The 17198-nt window shown below is 67.0% G+C and carries 14 protein-coding genes and 5 pseudogenes; 12 read left to right on the top strand and 7 right to left on the bottom strand.

What is annotated here, in order from left to right; translation table 11 throughout:
- Positions 1–650: 650 nt before the first annotated feature.
- On the top strand, positions 651–1073 hold the full coding sequence (locus OG214_RS07425) for a hypothetical protein (RefSeq protein WP_382864618.1): 423 nt from the start codon (positions 651–653) through the stop codon (positions 1071–1073).
- Between the two features lie 311 nt (positions 1074–1384).
- Here the strand turns inward: OG214_RS07425 and OG214_RS07430 are convergent, their stop codons facing one another.
- Complete coding sequence (locus OG214_RS07430) at positions 1385–1621, bottom strand: hypothetical protein (protein ID WP_405984254.1); 237 nt, start codon at positions 1619–1621, stop codon at positions 1385–1387.
- Between the two features lie 157 nt (positions 1622–1778).
- Here OG214_RS07430 and OG214_RS07435 point away from each other — a divergent pair, with 157 nt between their 5' ends.
- Together OG214_RS07435 and OG214_RS07440 are read left to right on the top strand one after the other, a co-directional pair.
- A complete protein-coding gene (locus OG214_RS07435; RefSeq protein ID WP_405984255.1) occupies positions 1779–2228 on the top strand; it encodes a hypothetical protein in 450 nt (149 codons plus the stop codon).
- Positions 2229–2825: 597 nt separating this feature from the next.
- Positions 2826–2954 carry a hypothetical protein gene (locus tag OG214_RS07440; protein ID WP_405984256.1) on the top strand — a complete coding sequence of 43 codons (129 nt, stop codon included), beginning with the start codon at positions 2826–2828 and terminating at the stop codon, positions 2952–2954.
- A 241-nt stretch (positions 2955–3195) separates the two neighbouring features.
- Here the strand turns inward: OG214_RS07440 and OG214_RS07445 are convergent, their stop codons facing one another.
- Both OG214_RS07445 and OG214_RS07450 read right to left on the bottom strand, forming a co-directional pair.
- Positions 3196–3600: a hypothetical protein gene (locus OG214_RS07445; protein WP_405984257.1), complete on the bottom strand. Its 405-nt coding sequence runs from the start codon at positions 3598–3600 to the stop codon at positions 3196–3198.
- 21 nt (positions 3601–3621) lie between these two features.
- A complete protein-coding gene (locus tag OG214_RS07450; RefSeq protein ID WP_405984258.1) occupies positions 3622–4152 on the bottom strand; it encodes a hypothetical protein in 531 nt (176 codons plus the stop codon).
- Positions 4153–4586: 434 nt separating this feature from the next.
- Here OG214_RS07450 and OG214_RS07455 point away from each other — a divergent pair.
- Positions 4587–5767, top strand: a protein-coding gene (locus tag OG214_RS07455; protein WP_405984259.1) for an IS3 family transposase whose coding sequence is annotated in 2 segments (ribosomal slippage) — positions 4587–4851 and positions 4851–5767 — 1182 coding nt in all. Because the reading frame shifts where the segments join, the coding sequence is not laid out codon by codon here.
- A gap of 9 nt (positions 5768–5776) precedes the next feature.
- On the opposite strand, the gene OG214_RS07460 is transcribed toward OG214_RS07455, so the two are convergent.
- Together OG214_RS07460 and OG214_RS07465 are read right to left on the bottom strand one after the other, a co-directional pair.
- Positions 5777–6307, bottom strand: coding sequence for a tyrosine-type recombinase/integrase (locus OG214_RS07460; RefSeq protein ID WP_405984260.1), 531 nt, complete (start codon positions 6305–6307; stop codon positions 5777–5779).
- 285 nt (positions 6308–6592) lie between these two features.
- The gene (locus tag OG214_RS07465) at positions 6593–6892 is read right to left on the bottom strand and encodes a hypothetical protein (RefSeq protein ID WP_405984261.1); all 300 of its coding nucleotides are present in this window, start codon (positions 6890–6892) and stop codon (positions 6593–6595) included.
- 291 nt (positions 6893–7183) lie between these two features.
- On the opposite strand from OG214_RS07465, the gene OG214_RS07470 reads away from it, so the two are divergent.
- The 4 genes and pseudogenes from OG214_RS07470 to OG214_RS07485 all read left to right on the top strand — a co-directional run bounded on the left by OG214_RS07470 (position 7184) and on the right by OG214_RS07485 (position 13182).
- On the top strand, positions 7184–11005 hold the full coding sequence (locus OG214_RS07470) for a helix-turn-helix domain-containing protein (RefSeq protein WP_405984262.1): 3822 nt from the start codon (positions 7184–7186) through the stop codon (positions 11003–11005).
- 86 nt (positions 11006–11091) lie between these two features.
- On the top strand, positions 11092–11979 hold the full coding sequence (locus tag OG214_RS07475) for a WD40 repeat domain-containing protein (RefSeq protein ID WP_405984263.1): 888 nt from the start codon (positions 11092–11094) through the stop codon (positions 11977–11979).
- Positions 11964–12302 (top strand): annotated as a pseudogene (locus OG214_RS07480) (transposase); the annotation flags it as partial. The gene OG214_RS07475 and the pseudogene OG214_RS07480, both read left to right, overlap by 16 nt.
- Positions 12303–12672: 370 nt before the next feature.
- A complete protein-coding gene (locus OG214_RS07485; RefSeq protein WP_405984264.1) occupies positions 12673–13182 on the top strand; it encodes a hypothetical protein in 510 nt (169 codons plus the stop codon).
- Positions 13183–13205: 23 nt separating this feature from the next.
- Here OG214_RS07485 and OG214_RS07490 read toward each other — a convergent pair whose 3' ends face one another.
- Positions 13206–14030 (bottom strand): HNH endonuclease family protein, encoded by an 825-nt coding sequence (locus OG214_RS07490; RefSeq protein ID WP_405984265.1) that lies wholly within the window; start codon positions 14028–14030, stop codon positions 13206–13208.
- A gap of 136 nt (positions 14031–14166) precedes the next feature.
- Here OG214_RS07490 and OG214_RS07495 point away from each other — a divergent pair.
- The 4 pseudogenes from OG214_RS07495 to OG214_RS07510 all read left to right on the top strand — a co-directional run.
- Positions 14167–14910, top strand: a pseudogene (locus OG214_RS07495) (hypothetical protein); the annotation flags it as partial.
- A 63-nt stretch (positions 14911–14973) separates the two neighbouring features.
- Positions 14974–15117: pseudogene (locus tag OG214_RS07500) on the top strand (two-component sensor histidine kinase); the annotation flags it as partial.
- A gap of 197 nt (positions 15118–15314) precedes the next feature.
- Positions 15315–15482: pseudogene (locus OG214_RS07505) on the top strand (DNA cytosine methyltransferase); the annotation flags it as partial.
- Positions 15482–15736, top strand: a pseudogene (locus tag OG214_RS07510) (DnaB-like helicase N-terminal domain-containing protein); the annotation flags it as partial. The pseudogenes OG214_RS07505 and OG214_RS07510, both read left to right, overlap by 1 nt.
- Before the next feature lie 236 nt (positions 15737–15972).
- Here OG214_RS07510 and OG214_RS07515 read toward each other — a convergent pair.
- Positions 15973–16965: a LacI family DNA-binding transcriptional regulator gene (locus OG214_RS07515; protein WP_365904805.1), complete on the bottom strand. Its 993-nt coding sequence runs from the start codon at positions 16963–16965 to the stop codon at positions 15973–15975.
- Positions 16966–17198 lie beyond the last annotated feature (233 nt).

Below are 17198 nucleotides of genomic sequence, written 5' to 3' on the forward strand. Positions count from 1 at the left end.
GTACGCAGCCCGGCGGCCGCCGTCCTCGCGGCGCTGGAATACGGTGCCGAGAAGGAACTGCACCGTGCCCGGACACACAAGACCCGGACCGGCTACGCACGCGACTGGGAGATTTGGCGCACGTTTCAAGACTGGCTCGCCCAGCGGACAGGACACCGCCTCGCCTGTCCGAAACGGTGTATGCCGAGGTCCACCCTGATGTCGCCCTCCCCACACAGGTGGCCCCTGCCGCCGAGACCTACGACTCACGACCGTGCACGGGCCGTGGTGCGGTCCGGCGCGTACCGCGCCGCACCCCTCGCCTCCCTGCCGCGCCGGTCGGTGCCACGGAAGCGCGGGCTCGGGGGCCGGCGAAGGCCAATGCAGTTGCCTTAGGGCTGTGTGGCGGGAGACGGCCCGGAATACAGGCTGGCTCCGACCTTCGGTGGTTGCCCGGACATGCTGACGGGCATCTCACCTGGCCTGGCGGGCTGACGAAGGAGTGGCGCGTACTACAGTCCCGGCTCGTGACCGATGCTGCGCACCGCACTGCTGCGGACGACGACGTGCTTCTGGAGAGGCTGCACGCAATCGCGTGGGGCTCGGAGAGTGTGCCCGCCTCTCGTGGGTGCCTCCCGGATCAGCCGTTCCCGCCTCTTACGAACACAGAAGTGGACCTTGCTGAACACAGCCTCGGGTATCCCCTGCCTGGATTGCTCCGCCGCATCTACACAGAGGTTGGCGACGGGGGGTTCGGGCCGGAGGGCGGCCTTGCGTCGCTGACGCCGCGCCGTGTTCCGCATTGGCATCTGCCGGACTGGCATTGCGCGACGACCATCCACGCCCAGCGGGCGGGGTGGGGACCGGCGTCGTGGTTCTTCTTGACGGGCGGCGGCTGCACGATGAAGTGGTACGTCTCCCTGATAGCGGTTGATCACCCGGTGCTGCTCTGGGATGCCGACGGCTGGGAACCGGACTGGGGCCAGGACCCTCATGACGGCCTGCGGTATGCGGCGCCATCGCTGCGCCAGTGGCTGTGGACCTGGGCAGACGGCGGCAACGTCTGGGACGGAGCGCTGGCACAACCCGATTAGGGACCAGCGGGCGATGACAGAGCTTGCGCATTCTTCTGCGCGGGCCGTCCTGCCCGGCGGGTGCTCTTCGGCTTCGAGGTCGAGTTGTGGGCCCAGCGGCCGGGCTGCACCGTGTTGCGTCTTGCGCGGGTTCTCAGCACAGGCCAGCGGTTCGGCTTCTTGATCGCTCGTGGGCAGTCCCGACTGCGACGGGTCGGTAGGAGGCGGCTGCGTGCTTCCTGCCGAGCCTCGGTGTAGGAGCGGGTGAGCTTGGGGGCGGTCGCTCCCAGCTGGGACGGGATGGTGCGGCGAATGATGCGGACCCACTGCAGCTAGGAAACACGGTCGGTGTCCACCGCCGGCCGGGCGAGCGCCGCTGTGTGCGCGAACTGGCGGATCGCGTGGTGGACGGCGAGGTAGGCCCACAGTTCCTGCCGGACGCCCTCCGGTGTCCGCGACCTGATCGGGCCGCCTGGCCGCTGCCTGGAGGATGACTCCCAGACGGTCGCGGCCTCGATCTGAGCCTGGTTCGTGGTGTCCAGCGCGATCGGCAGTTCGCGACGGGCCATTGTTTGGCCGCTGGAACAGCCCTGCCAAACAATGCGCCGACCGCTGAACTCGGTGATGCGAGCCCCAAGGGGCCCATCCGGCCGACGGACTGCCGGACGGTCATGGGGTTCGGTCTTTCCCTCAGTTCCGGATGGATCACCAGAATCGGAGAGCGATATGCGCCAGAAGATCATTGCAGGGCTGGGAGTCGCTGCTACGGCGGTCGCGCTGTGGGGGGCGCCGGCGGCCCAAGCCCAGACAGTTGCCGCCCCCTCAGCCGTGGCAGCGGACGACAGCTTCATGGTCTGGACCACCGACCTGTGCGGCTCGGCCGACTTCATCGATTACGGAGAGGGAGCCCCGGGCGGCGGGTCCAACGACGACTACGTCGAGGTCTGGGACACCTGCGGGGACGGCCACGGCGTGAGGGCCTACGCATGGCTCGACGGCACCTACCTCGGCTCGAAGTACAACGGGAACGGCAACCTGCAGTACGTGGTCTGGGACCCGTTCGGCAACGTCACGGCACGTCAGAGTGTGGGCCTGAAGATATGCCTCGTCGACGGGGCCAACGACACGACACCTTCCAACTGCGACGAGATGACCAGGACGTCCGAGGACGGCTGACGGGGTCGGAGGTATCGCCCGCCAGGCCACCGAACAGCGATGGGGTCACTGGGCCCGCGGGGAGACGTCGCCTGGGTAATCACCCGTCGCGCCCGTGCGCCAGGGCGCCTATGGCCCGCTCGGCACCTGCAGCGAGTGCGAAGGCACACTCGGTTCAGCTGCTCAGCGCGAGCTCCGCGGCGTCCTGGCCGCCGTCCTTGGTCCAGGTGCCGTAGGGCCCCGGGAGGCCGGGCTCCTACGGCACCGACCTTGCTCATTTGTTGTCAGCCTCTGCACTGACCTTGCGAACCTGGCTGACGGCGACGTGAGTTGGTGTGTGGCCGGGCGCGAGAAGAGATGAAGCTCCTGGTAGATGGATTGTCATGTCTCCAGAGCTCGGCGCTCGCGCGCTTCCCGCCATGCACAGTCCGTCCCGCCCCTGAACCTGGCTGACTATCGGGCGGCCCCTCCCTTGTGGCATCCCGCCGCAGGTCAGCGACCTGTGGGTGGGGAATCGAGGCGAGCAGGTCTGTCCCCACCCCGAGCACGGGGTGGGGAGATTCAAAAGTCGCCATCAACACCCCGCTGCGGGTGAACGTTTCCGACGAGGAACACCCCATGGACGTCGCCGACGACCGGTACGTCGTCACTGCGGCCGGGGTGGACACGGGCACGTGGGACGGCAGGGAGTGGGTGACCAACTCCTACGTGACGCTCGACGTCTACCCCGCTCCTCAGGACGGCTGACACACGGCTCACACGCCGCGACTGCCCTCCCCGAGACCATGATCAATCTCAGCGGCACTTTCTGTACCGCAACTGCTCACACCCGGTGAGTCCCGCGAGTTCATGCAAACTGAAGGGTTCTCGGTGGGAACCCGAGGGTCTGGTGTCCTGTTTCCCGGGTGTTGCTCCTTGGGTTCGTTGGGAACCTGCGCGTGTGACCTCGCTGATGTGGTGGGGGGTGTGCGTGTCGTCCGGACTGGGTTCATGCTTCGTCGCGGTGGGTGAGGTGGCCGTTGGTGAGCCGCCAGTAGCGCCGATGGGGAGTCAGTTGCCAGGTCTCGTCGGCAGCGATCGCCTGCGTGATCCACTCGTGGAGTTGCGGGAGGGCATACGCCTGTAGAACAGCGCGGGTGGCAGCACGTTCAGCGGCATCGACTGGGTGGACGTCTATGCGGAAGCCGACCATGTCCGGATGCATGCTGCGGCCATAGTTGCGGGGTATCGGAGCGATCCATTCTACTCCCAGAACAATGGTCTCGCTGTCATGTCCGGTGAGGAACCGCAGGTCCGTGACTCGGGTCATGTAGGGGCCGAGACACTCGTTGATGTCGGTGGTGGTCAGTGGCCAGGCACGGTGCCGGGGCAGTCTTCGATTTCGTGCGGACATGGCAAGCAGAATGACAGAAGGTCACTGTCGGTCCTCACGGAATTTCTGTTCGGCGGCCGCTTCCAGAAGCTGGCGGGCGGAATCTGCGTGGCGCATCGCGGTCTTCTCGTCGAGCCCGAACACCTCGGCGAGGTGAAGCGGATCGGGCCCGTGGGTCAGGGCCTCTTCGAGTTGCCGGTCGACGCGGAGCCGCTCCAGCGTCGCGTCCTGGCCGCGCATCGAGGTGCTGATCCAGTGGTTGCTGGCGCGGCTTGTCTTGGTGGCGGTCTGGTTGTTGATCAGCAGATGGAGGTTCGCGGTGCTCGGCCACCGGTTTCGCCGATGCTCCAGCCAGTCCAGCAGCAGTTTCAGGGTGAGGTCGTCGAGCGGGCGGACGCGTCCGGCGATGGTCAGCCGTCGGTTGCCGAGGTCGACGTCGTCGAGCATGAGCATGCCGATCTGGGCGACCCGGGCGGCGTGCACCGCGGCGAGAGCAAGGATGAGTCGTGTTGCCGGGGTGGTGGCCGCCGCGACGGACCGGCCGACCTGGGCGAGGACCAGCGGCTGCAGCACGCTGTACTCGTACTGGCCGACCTTGATCCGGCTGGTCGGGTTGCGGAAAAGCAGCCCATTCCCCTTGGCTTAGGTGAATAGCGAGCGCAGGGCCACGAGTTGGTCACGCCGCTGGTGGCCGTGCAGTGTCTTGATGTAGGTCAGGACGTCGTCGCGGGTCACTTCCCGCAGATGTTCATAGCGGTCCGACCATTCCAGCAGGGCCGGCCGGACACGGTTGAGGTAGAGCCAGACCGTGCCTTCCCGTCGCGGGAGGCTGCGGGAGCCACCGTCACGCAGGACGCGGGTCAGCGCTCGGCCTCCGAGCGGATGCCGGGTGCGAGGCCCTCCAGACGCTCGGCGAGCCAGCCCTCGAAGCGGTCGGCACTGAGGGGCCACGAAGTTTCCGAACAGCCACCCAATAGGGTTGTCCTGAACAAGGAAACGAGGAAGAAGTGGCGCCACCGAGTAAGTACTCGCCGGAGTTCCGCGAGGAAGCCGTCCAGATCGCGTTGAGGTCAAGCAAGACGATCTCCGAAGTCGCCCGGGAGCTTGAGCTGAACCCGGAGACGCTACGCGGCTGGGTGAAGAAGTACCAGAAGCAGCAGGAACCGGCTCCCGATGCGGAACTGACGGTGAACGAGCGGGCGCGCCTGAAGGAACTCGAACGACGCAACCGCGAGCTGGAGATGGAAGTTACCTTCCTGAAAAAAGCCGCAGCGTACTTCGCGAAGGATCCCCGGTAGCAAGCAAGTACGAGTTCATCGACGAGATGCGGCTCGACACCGAGGAGTACGCATACAGCGTCGAGTTCATGTGCGGCCGACTCGGCGTCTCCAGATCCGGCTACTACGACTGGAGATCCCGCCCGGAATCCGCGACAGCTCAGCGGCGCGAAGAACTGAAATTGCTCATCGAGAAAGCCTTCGACATGTCCGACAGCACCTACGGGCACCGGCGCATCCAGGCCCAGCTGCACCGCTGGGGCGTCGCCGCAGGCGTGGAGCTGGTCCGTCGCCTCATGCGCGAACTGGGCCTGGTGCCCTGCCTGCCACGGCCGAAGAGGTTCAACCTCACTCAGGCCGCGGCCGGCCAGGTGCCGGACCTCGTCGGCCGCGACTTCACTGCGGATGCGCCCGGCAAAAAGCTCGTCGGCGACATTACCTATATCGCGACCGGGGAAGGCTGGCTGTACCTTGCAACGGTCATCGACTGCTGCACGAAGGAAGTCATCGGTTACGCGATGGACGACCACTACCAAACCCCACTGATATCCAGGGCAATTCGCAACGCGGCACGCAACAGGAACCTTTCGGTCGACGCGATATTTCACTCCGACCGCGGAAGCAACTACATGTCAGCCGAGTTCGGGAAGACGCTCGACCGGTTCGGGCTCCGCAGATCTTCCGGCCGCACCGGGATCTGTTTCGATAACGCCATGGCCGAATCATTCTTCGGCGCCCTGAAGAACGAGCTCGTATCAAGGGTGACTTACCTGACCCGCGAGGCCGCTCGGCAGGACATCACTCGCTACATCGAATTCTGGTACAATCGCAAACGCCTCCACTCGGCGGTGGGTTACCGCCCTCCGTGCGAAGTCCACGCCGAGTACGAGAAGTTGCGAATCGCCGCGTGAAATAAACGGTCAGAATCCTGTCCGGAAAACGCGAGGCCCCTCAGCACCGTTGATCAGCGGCACCATCCGCTCACGCGACCCCGAGCCGCGGGCGCCCTTGCCGAAGCGGCCCAGGTCCCACTTGATGTCGTCCAAGTCGAGGCCGCATACCTCGCTCACCCGCAGGCCGACCTGGGACATCAGCTTCGAGGCAGTGTAGTTCCGGGCGGTCGGGGCGAACTTCCTGCAGGTCGCCAGCTCGCCACCCCAGCCGGTGAACAGCGCACCGACCTCCGGCTCACTCGCCGGGATCCGCAACTGTGCATCCTTGGCCCGCGCGGCCGGTTCATCTCGTCGATCGGGCACTCGACCACCCGGCCGGTCATCCGATGGATCTCGACCTTGTGCCGCAACTCCACGAATGGTGCCGTCCGCCAGCCCTGCCGAGGCCCGCGCGAGGACGAACCCTGACAGCACGTCGGTCTCGAACCGCTCCAGTTCCTCCGCCGACGCGGACGCCCGGTGCTCACGCAGGTCTCGCACGACTGCCAGCGCCGCCAACCCGAGCCTCCTCGCCTTCGGCCCGACTACGAATCGGTCGGACGAGATGAGAACGCTTCAGGAATCCCGAAGTTACGTCAGAGGCCACCAGGCACACGAAGGAGGAAGAATCTCCCGGGCACGGGCCCAGGGACTCAGCAGAGCTCAGGGGAACTCACAGGACGTCGCCCATCTGTGGCAGGTCAGTGGGGTGGGCGCCAGCGGGTGAACAAAATACCGCCAACCCGGGTCTCGGTCGCGAAAGGCCGCGAGAGCCGTAGCGCCTCCGAGTTACTGCCGAATCTCTTACGCGTAGCCGGTCTCCCAGTCACTGCACGGGTCGAACCAGGCGTCCTCGACGCAAACCCGCAGCTCCACCTTTCGGCCCTCGCCGAAATTGTGATTGAAGTCCACCGGGATACCCACTTGGGACAAACTGGCGACCCACTCGCTGCCTTCGTAGAGATCCGCGTAGGCGTCATGACTCGCCAGGATGGTGGCGCTTGAAGCCGACGCGTTTGAATCGGCGGAGGCCGGCACTGCGGCCAAGCCGCCGAGAAATGCAGCGCTGGCAGCACCGATCGTCAGCATATGGCGTGCACTCATGCTTTTCCTTTCGTTCCTCTTTTACTCGTCCTCGGTTTCGGTGGGGACGTTCCGCAAACCCAGTTCGTTCGGGTCGTTTCCTGTCCACCGTGCAGGGGCGCTGATGTCCTCCCCGGCGCTTCCCGACTAATTTCTCGGTCAAGTCGTTTGTTCGGCAGCCCCGTTTTGCCGACCAAACGATGGCCGGGTGTGATCTCGCAGAGGGCGGTAGGAGCTGCGTAGCGTGGCCGTTGGCTTAGTACCGGGGCGGTAGGAGGGATGGCAGCTGTGGCGGGTCGTCGTGAAGTGCCAGTGGATCCAGGAGCCGGCCCGGTACAGCGGTTCGCGTTCGAATTGCGGAAGCTGCGCACGGAGGCAGGCGGCCTCACCTACCGGGCCATGGCTCAGCGGTCGGGCTATTCGGTCACCACGCTGTCGCAGGCGGCAGCGGGCGAGCAATTGCCGACGCTGCCGGTCGTCTTGGCCTATGCGGCGGCGTGCGGAGGCAACAGCGGGGAGTGGGAAGCCCGATGGCGCGAGGCATCCACGGAAGCGGCCGCGCTGGCGGCCGAGGACGGCACGGGGAACCCGGATCCGCCGTACCGAGGACTGGCCCGGTACGAAACAGGCGACAGCGGACGGTTCTTCGGCCGCGAGCAGCTCACAAGCGATCTCGTGGACTTGCTGCATCGTGAAAGGTTCGCGGCGGTGTTCGGCCCGTCAGGCAGCGGAAAGTCGTCTGTGCTGCGCGCGGGAGTGATTCCCGCGCTCCAGCATGCCGAAGACGGGAGTGCGCGGCTGGCCGCGATCCGGGTTCTGACTCCCGGCGACCGCCCCTTCCGTACCCAGGCGCACCTCGTGACTCCGAAGGACTCCTCCGCGGATACGCTCGTGGTCGTTGACCAGTTCGAGGAAGTCTTCACCCTCTGCAAGGATCCCGCGGAACGCGCTGCCTTCATCGATCTCCTGCTGGCAGCACGCCGGACCGGCAGCCGATTACGTGTACTCATCGCGGTTCGTGCCGACTTCTACGGCCGGTGCGCCGAACACCGCGATCTGGCGGACGCCCTGCGCGACACCAGTGTGCTGGTCGGCCCGATGACTCCGGATGAACTGCGCGAAGCCGTGGTGAAGCCGGCCGCGGCCCGCGGACTGACGGTGGAGCGGGCACTGACCGCGCGGCTGGTCGACGAGGTCGTCGGCCAGCCGGGCGGGCTGCCCCTGATGTCGCACGTCCTGCTGGAGACCTGGCGCCGGCGCAGGGGCGGCAAGCTCACACTGGAGGGCTACCAGGCGGCCGGCGGACTGAACGGAGCCGTCGCCCAGACCGCCGAGGACGTCTACACCCGGTTCACCCCCCAGCAGGCGGAGACGGCCCGCAGCATCCTGCTCAGGCTGGTAACCCCGGGCGACGGCACCCCGGACACCCGGCGCCTGGTCCCACGCAGCGAAGTCGACACCGCACACGATCCCCAGCAGGCCGGGGCGGTCATCGAGGACCTGGCCCGGGCCCGGCTGCTCACCCTCGACGACGACACTGTCGACCTCGCCCACGAGGCCCTGCTCACCGGCTGGCCCCGGTTCCACGGATGGATCGAGGACGCCCGCGACCGCCTGCGCCTTCACCGCCGCCTCACCGACGACGCCACAGCCTGGACCGAGACGGGCCGCGATCCGAGCGCCCTGTACCGCGGCAACCGCCTGGCCGCGGCCGAGGAGCAGCTCGCGGCACTCGACCTGAACACGGTGGAACGATCCTTCCTCGCCGCGGGCATCACCGCCCGCGACCGGGAGCGGTGCGCGGCCGCCCGTGCCGCGAGGCGACTGCGGCGGCTGTGGACCGCTATGGCTGTCGCGACCGTGCTCATTACGCTCGCCAGCCTGATCATGTGGCAGCAGAACCAGTCCCAGGAACGGGAGCGGGTCCGGGCCGAGGCCCGCCGGATCGCAGCACTGGCCGACAGCCTGCGCGCGACCGACCCGCAGACCGCGATGCGCCTGAGCCTGGCCTCGTGGACCCTCGCCGATCTTCCCGAGACCCGCTCCGCGCTGATGAGTGCGGCGGTGCAGCCAGAGCAGAATGCCTTCACCGACCCCGACGGCAGCCCTGGCACCATGCGATACCTCAGCGCAGACGGACGCACTGTCTTGAGTGTCGGGGCGCGCCGGACCGTGCAGTGGGATGTGCGCACCCGTCGGCGGACCGCCTCGTTCCCCGGACTGGGCGCCAACCTCGCACACGCCGGAGTGATGAGCCCCGACAGCCGGGAACTCACCCTGCTGAATAGTGACGGCAGCGTCAGCGTCTGGAACATACGGGCGGGACGCGTCGATCGGGAGGCGGTGCCCGCTGACGGCGGAGCCGAGATCAGCCCCAGCGGCCGGACCCTTGTTCTGTACCGCACGACCGGGCCACAGCCAGTGGTCCAGCTACGGAACATGCAAACCGGGCACCTGCTGCTGGAGCACCGTATGACCAGCCTTCTGCCGGCGACCGGAGCTGGCGGACCGTACGATATCCCTGGCTGGCGCATGCAGCGCCTCTACCGGCAGCGTGCCATGGTGGGGTATCCGTTTCCCGATGCCCAGATCAGCGCGGACGACCAGCTCATGGCGCTCTGCCTGCCCGGCGCCCGCGTCCAGCTGTGGGACATCCCCCGTCAGCGTGCGCTGCCCACCGTACCGAAACTCACTGCGGCCGCAGGGAACTGTACAAGGGAAGATATCCAGTTCACCCCCGACAGCCGCTACCTCGTCCTGCGAGGCCCCGCGGGCATCCGCAGGTGGGACATCGCCTCCGGGAGGGAACTGCCGAGGATCCAGCATCAGGGCCTCAGAAACCTCGACTTCAGTGCGGACGGCACGTTCATGGCCGCAACGGACTCCGACGAAGTCCTGCTGTGGCGGACCGGCACACCCGCAGTCCCCGTCTTTCGGTATCCGCTCTCCGACGAGGTCGTAAGCGAACTGCATCTGGACACAGCGGAGCAACAGATCCGCTACTTCGCCGGCCGGTCCCAGACCATCGTGCGCTCCCTGTCTCTGGACGGAATCATCGACTCCCGATGGCACCAAGAGCCCGCAACCGCCGCGGCCTTCAGCCCGGACGGCAGCGCACTCGCCATCGCCTACCAGGACACGGCCACTGGCCAGGCACAGATCCGGCTACGCCACGGCCGCAGCGGTAGCCACATGACCGAACTGCCACCCGCTCCTTGCCCCACTCCCCCAGAAGACATGAAAGAGTTCGCGCCTTGTCCCATACACATGGCATTCCGCGCTGACGGACGTGTCCTCGCCTATGGGGTCAGCGATCCGACGACTTCCCTTCCAGGAGAAAAGATCTACCTCTGGAACACCCGGACCCGTCAACTCACCGGATCACTGCCGGTAACGTGGAACCATCCCAAGAGCTACGGAATGCCCGGAAACGCCGTCGACGGAATCGCCTTCCATCCGGACGGAACATCCCTGATGACCTCTCGAATACCGCAGGCCGAACGCATCGAATTCTGGGACCTCCGCCGCCGTACCATGACGCGAGAGCTTCCCGGTGCCGGCGGCAGGAACCTGGCAGTGAAGCCTGGCGGACGGGTCATGGCCACCGACCTCGGCCAGTTCATCGACCTGCGGTCCGGCCGCATCACCCAGCGGGCACTCACACCAGGTATCACGACAGCGCTCACCTTCAGCCCGGACGGCAGCTACCTCGCGGCAGGCGATGAATCCGGCCAGGTCACCATATGGGACGGCGATGCCCGCAGGCCCCTCGGAGTCCTTCCCGCCACCCCGGCCCGGGGGACGGACTCCAGACCTGTATCGGATGTGGCGTTCTCCCCGGACGGACGCACCCTGGCAGCGGCGGGCAAGGACGGCACGCTCAGACTCTGGGACACCCAAGCCGGCCGGCCACTCGGAACTCCCCTCCCCACAGCAGACGACACCCTGCTCACCATCACCTTCAGCCCCGACGGCAAAACACTGTACGCAGCAGGGAAACACACTCAACTACAGAAATACACACTCTCCCCGGAACGAACAGCCGCCCAGGTGTGTCACCGCCTTGCAGCAGGCCCGTCCCAAGCGGAATGGCGGACACACATCCCCGACATCCCCTACCGCCATACGTGCTGAACCTGGTCGAAGTGGAACCGCGCCAAGCAACGGCACCGCGGGCGCCACGTACAGACGCCGGGCCGGTGTGAGCGCAGAGTGGAGTTGTGGAACGCGGACACCGGCGGCGTCCACAGGAAGCTGCCGAGCCCACCGACGGCATCGGCCCACTGGCATTCGGCACAGACGGACGCATCCTCGCCACCCGCGGACCCGACCACACGGTACGGCCGTGGGACACGGCCACCGGCATCACCCTGGCCACGTTCTCCGGGCCCACCGGCGCAGTCCTCTCTGTGGCGTTCAGTCCGGACGGCCGCACCCTGGCCACCGGCAGCGAGACCAGAGCCCGTACCCGCACTGGATCGGCACACTGCGTCAGACGAACCCGTAACACTACGTCCTACGAGGGGCGCTCATCTGTGCCACATGCCGGCGCAAGATGCAGGGACACTGATCACACGACCACGCCTCTACCGCTGCCGCTACCTCAACGAGTACGCGCTCGCCAACCGCGTCCACCACCCCCGCAACATCTACCTCCGCGAAAGCTGGATCCTCACCCCGCTGGACAACTGGCTCGCCCGGGTGTTTCTGCCCCACCACCCTCGACAACACCATCGACCTCATATCAGCCACAACCGACGTCGGCCACGACTCCGACAACACATCCACCCGGCGAGCCCGCACGGCGATCGCCGAATGCGACGCGAAACTCGCCACCCACCGCGCACGCGCAGAAGCAGAACTACGCACCGCACCCGGTAGGCGTCCCCCAACAGCCCCAACGCCCGTACGCCCGCCTCACCCTGAACCGTCAAGGCGCAGGGGCCGGACCGGCAGTGCGCGGCAGGACGGCCGGGATGGCGACTCCTTCGGATCGCAGCGCGGCGCTTATCTGCACACCCAGCTCGAACAGTTCCGCGGCCTCGGCGCGGCTAGAGCGTGTCTCTTTGATCGGTTGGTCAGTTGATCGGATGTGTCCGTCCGATTAGTGATCACTGATGCGATGTGGGACCGGATCGAGCCGCTGATGCCGGCCGATCCGGTCCGCGGTCGGCGGTGGGCCGATCACCGCCGAACCTTGGAGGCCATCGCGTGGAAGTACCGCACTTGCTCGCCGTGGCGGGACCTGCCAGACGAGCTCGGCTCGTTCCAGACCGCTCACAAACGCCTGATCAGGTGGGCCGTGGACGGCACCTGGAAACGCATCCTCGCCGCAGTTCTGGCAGCGGCCGACGCTGATGCCGACATCGGCTGGACCATCTCGGTGGACTCCACCGTCTGCCGAGCCCACCAGCACTCCGCCGGAGCCCGGATGCCATGAACGGTCAGCCGGGCATTACGGTGGGACACGAAGACCTCCGTGTGGTGCAGTCCTAGACAGCTCCACCACACCGGAGGTCTTCGCCATGATCAAGCCCGGCCAGTGTCAACAACGCTCGTGATCAATACACCTAGCCCCTCCCCGACACTGTCCGCCGCCGCGCAGCCACCGAGGTGTCAAGGTGGCGGAAAAGGCACCTGTTGTCCGCAAGCCGCTCCCTCCACGATGGACGTGGGGGCGAGAAATGTTCCGCACCCATTTCCGAGAACCGGAAACACTCCGATTTCGTCCGCTCGTCACCGCATCTCACCGGCGGACACCAGGGAATGGACATCTCTTAGTGATTTTCAAGGAGGCTGAAATGAAGCGAATCCCAAGGCGCCGACTGTTAGCGGTGATCATGAGCTTGGCGATGACCGTATTAGTCGCGGGGCAGGCGACCGCGGCCCCGCGCGCGGCAGCCGCGCTGTATCCGCCGTCCTGCAATGTGGTCACCGATCCCCCGATCGGGCCGTCACTGATCACGCACCCGACGGGCGATTTATGGTTTATATCAAGAAATACCGCATTCTTCCCGGGCCAGTCCTGCAACGTGGGCAAGTCGAGCCTCCGGATGCAGACCGACGGTAATTTCGTCCTCTACGACGAGAACAACCGCGCCAGGTGGGCTACCAACACCCAAGGCCGAGGCGATTGGGCCCGCTTCAACGCCGACGGCAACCTGGTCGTCTACAACGCCAACGGCCAGTCGGAGTGGGTTTCGAACACCTGCTGCCACTCGGACTACTTCCTCGCCGTACAGGCGGACGGCAATGTAGTCATCTACCAAAACGGGTACATCGCCCGCTGGGCCACCAACACCCGCCACTGACAACCGCGACAACCGACGCGGCATCAGCACGGTCGAACTCGGCCGCTCGGTCGGCATCCAGGGCCGCGCGGATCACCGCGACGGTGCCGGACAGCCTCACGAGCTGCTCGCCGATGACGGCCTTGAGGGTGGCGTCCATGAGCCTCCCTCCTGCCTCGTACGGTACGCCCGTACGAAGCGCCGCAGGCGAGGCTGACACCAATCCGGCGCGGCGGCCGGCCATGCCATCCAGCTGGTCGGACCGCCGCCCCCGGCATCTCCGCCACCGGGCGAGCGTGACCGCGACCGGCGCGTTCGGGCACCCGGCGAGGGCCTGTGCCGGCGCGGCCTGCTCGCCGGGGTCTAACGCCAGGCCACAGCGGGCCTTCACCGCGATCCAGGAGGTTGGCGTACTCGCAGCGGTAGCCGACGGCGCGAGGCTGCCATGTGCCGGGACCCTGGTCCGACTCGCTGCGGTTGGTTTTCGCGGTGACCGCGATCAGCGCCAGCTCGTCCCCGAGATCGTTCGCGTACGACTGCCGCTCCGCGGATGTCCAGGCGGAGGCGCCGCTGTCCCATGCCTCCGCCAGCGGGACGAGGTGATCAATGTCGAGGGCGCGCGCGTCGGTGATGTAGACGTCGTCGTACGGCGAGTACCAACGGCCCCCGCTCAGCACGCAGCCCGGCCCCTGCTGCGGGCCTCGATGGCTTCGGCTTTGAGGACTTCGGCCCGGCTGTGGCAGCCGTCGCGGTCCGCATCGACCCGGTGACGGAACTTCGCGCGCTCGTAGCCGGCGCGGCTCTCGTCCGCTCTGGATCCGGCTGGAGCCGCACCTGCCGGCGTCGGGGTCGCGGTGATCGCCGCCCATGGCGGGTCGGATCGGTGGGTATGACCAGCCGATCCGGCCACACGGTCTTCACGGCACGGCTGCCCCCCGCTCGGACCGGGTGACCGTGTCCTCCGGTCAGGAAACGTTCAGGTGAACCCTGCCAGCGTGCCGCGTCATGACAGCAGACACATATCTGCCGGGCGCTTCCTCACGGCGCCGCGAGCTGATGAACAAGGTCCCCGAGGTCACCCTCTACTTCTGGGTCATCAAAGTCCTCTGCACCACGGTGGGGGAAACCGCGGCCGATCTCCTCAACGCCAATCTCGGCCTCGGGCTGACCAACACGTCCTTGATCATGGGCGCCCTGCTCGTGATCACACTGTTCTTCCAGTTCCGGGCCCGCGCCTACGTGCCGGGCCTGTACTGGCTCGCCGTCGTGCTGATCAGCGTGGTCGGCACACTGGTCAGCGACAATCTCACCGACAACCTCGGCGTTCCCCTGGAGATCACGACGGCGGTCTTCGCGGTCGCCCTGGCCCTCACCTTCATCGGCTGGTACGCGAGCGAGCGCACGCTCTCCATCCACTCCATCCGCACCGGCCGGCGCGAGGGCTTCTACTGGCTGGCGATCCTCTTCACCTTCGCCCTCGGTACCGCCGCGGGCGACCTCACCGCCGAGCGGCTGAATCTCGGATACTGGCTCTCCGCCGTCATCTTCGCCGTCCTGATCGCCGCGGTGGCGGTCGCCCACCGCGCCCTCGATCTGAACGCCGTCTGGTCGTTCTGGATCGCCTATGTCCTCACCCGCCCACTCGGCGCGTCCTTCGGCGACTATCTGTCCCAGGCACGTGCGGACGGTGGACTGGGGCTCGGCACCGTGGGGACCAGCGCGCTGTTCCTGGCGGTGATCCTCGCCGTCGGCTCACCCCGGGCCGCCCGGCAGGTCCTCGACGTGCTGATCGCCAATGCCCGCGCGCACGGCAGAGGAACGGTGACCGTACGCGTCCGGGAGAGCGCCGGAGTGCTGGCCGTGGATGTCGAGGACGAGGGCGACGGGATCCCCGAGGGCACGGATCCGTTCGTACGGCGCGGCCACGCGACGGAGGACGGCCATGGCATCGGTCTCGCGCTGGCCCGTTCGCTGGCCGAGGCCGAGGGCGGCAGACTCTTCGTCTCCCGCCGGCGCCCCGCCCGCGCTCGTGGCAGCGCTGACCGGCGGCGAGCAGTGGCCCAGCCGCACGCTGGACAACCTGATCGCCCCGGACGGCTCCCCGCCGGTTCGCATGACGGTCACTGACGAGACCGCCGACGCGAAGGACATACGAGGCCGGCATCCTGCAGACCTTCCCCGCCCACTGCCCCTGGGCCGGGAACAAAGGCCAGGTCTTCGGCCAGATCGGCAACGCCGTCCCGCCGTTGCTCACCGGCCACCTCCTCGACCCACACCTCGGCGTCGCCCTCGACCCCGGCGACTTCACTCTCGCCGCCTGATGCCTCATGCACCCGAACCCGACGAAGACGACCTCGGCACGATGGTGTCGCCGCAGCCGGTGTTCCACGTCGAGCAGGCCCTCCTCTGCGCCCTCCTCCTCGACCCACACCGGCTCAGCAACGTGACCGGCGTCTCCGCCGACTCGTTCTCCATCACCGCGCACGCCGCCCTGTTCGCCGCGATCAGCGCACTGCCCCCGCCCGACCCCGTCGAGCACGCGAAGAACACCACATGGCTCGGCTGCGTGCTCGCACTGAGCTCGAATCACCTCACCTGAGCCGATCCGCCTACCGCACATCCTTTCCCTACGCGCCCAGAAGATCACCAAGATCTTGCAATCGCCTTGGTCGACCGGTGCGGTGGGGCCGGGGCAACCACTGCTCCTTCGAAGCGTCCCCGAGACAGACATAGCCACCGTCACGGCGACTCAAGGCCCTCCACGACCGCACTTCGCGCCCTTTTGAGCAACTGAAGAGCGAGTTGTCTACATCAGGTCGATTCGCGGACCACAAGTTCGTTCGGCATGATCACCGGGTCTGTGGGGCCACCGTTGATGAGGCCGAGGAGCAAGTGGACTGCGGCGGTTGCCTGGTTGGCCATCGGGCTGCGCACCGAGGTGAGCGCGGGGGTGGTGTAGGACGCGGCTTCTATGTCGTCGAAGCCGACCACGGCCACGTCTTCCGGGACGCGCCGGCCCGCTTGGCGGAGGGTACGCAGGGCTCCGATCGCCATCAGGTCGTTGGCCGCGAAGACGGCGTCGAGGTCGGGGTCGTCCTCCAGGAGCTGACGCATGGCTTCGGCGCCGGAGACCCTGGTGAAGTCGCCCAGGGCCACGATGGAACGGCGGCCTGTGTCGCGCAGTGTTCGGCGGTAGCCGTCAAGGCGTTCCCGGGCCTCGTGGAGTTCGAGTGGTCCGGTGATGGTGGCGATCCGGCGCCGGCCCCGTTCCAGCAGGTGACGTACGGCCAGCGCCGCCCCGCCGGTGTTGTCCAGGGCGACGTACGGGACGTCCTGTGCGGAGGTGCGGTTGAAGGAGACGAGGGGCAGGCCCTGACGGGCCAGCGCCGCCGGCAGTGGATCCGTGCCGTGCAGGGCAACGAGTAGTACGCCGTCCACGTGCCCGCCGGCGACGTACCGCTCCACTCTGGTCCGGCTCTGGTCCGATTCCGCGAGCATGAGCACAAGTCGTTTACCCGCGGCCTCCAGTTCGCGGCTGACCGCGCGCACAACGGCGGAGAACAGGGGGTCGTCGGAGACGACTCCTTGAGGTGGGTCGGAGATGACCAGGGCGAGTGTGTCCGTGCGCCGCGTGACGAGATTGCGTGCCGCTCCGTTGGGCACGTAGCCGAGTTCGCGGACGGCCCGCATGACGACGTCCCGGATCTGCGGAGCAACGGTCGTCTCGCCGTTGATGACGCGGGAGACGCTCGATTTGGACACGCCCGCCCGTGCGGCGACCACTTCGAGAGTGGGGCGTTTCATGTCTGGCCGTCCCCCGTGCCGCCGCCCGGGTACGTGCGCGAGGAGGGTTTTCTCATCGAGGCGACCTCCGGCTCTGCGTCGTGGCAAGGACAGCAGCGTATCCGCAGGCGGGGCGGCATGAACTCGCCCAAGCCGTCATCCACCTTTGCAGTTTCTCGCAAGCGTTTGCCTTCCGCGGAGATACCCCGGGGATCGTTCCCTCGCTGTCTGACAACCCTTCTGTCGTCGATTTT

Source organism: Streptomyces sp. NBC_00872, from assembly GCF_045161915.1.
In the GTDB taxonomy this organism is placed as follows: domain Bacteria; phylum Actinomycetota; class Actinomycetes; order Streptomycetales; family Streptomycetaceae; genus Streptomyces.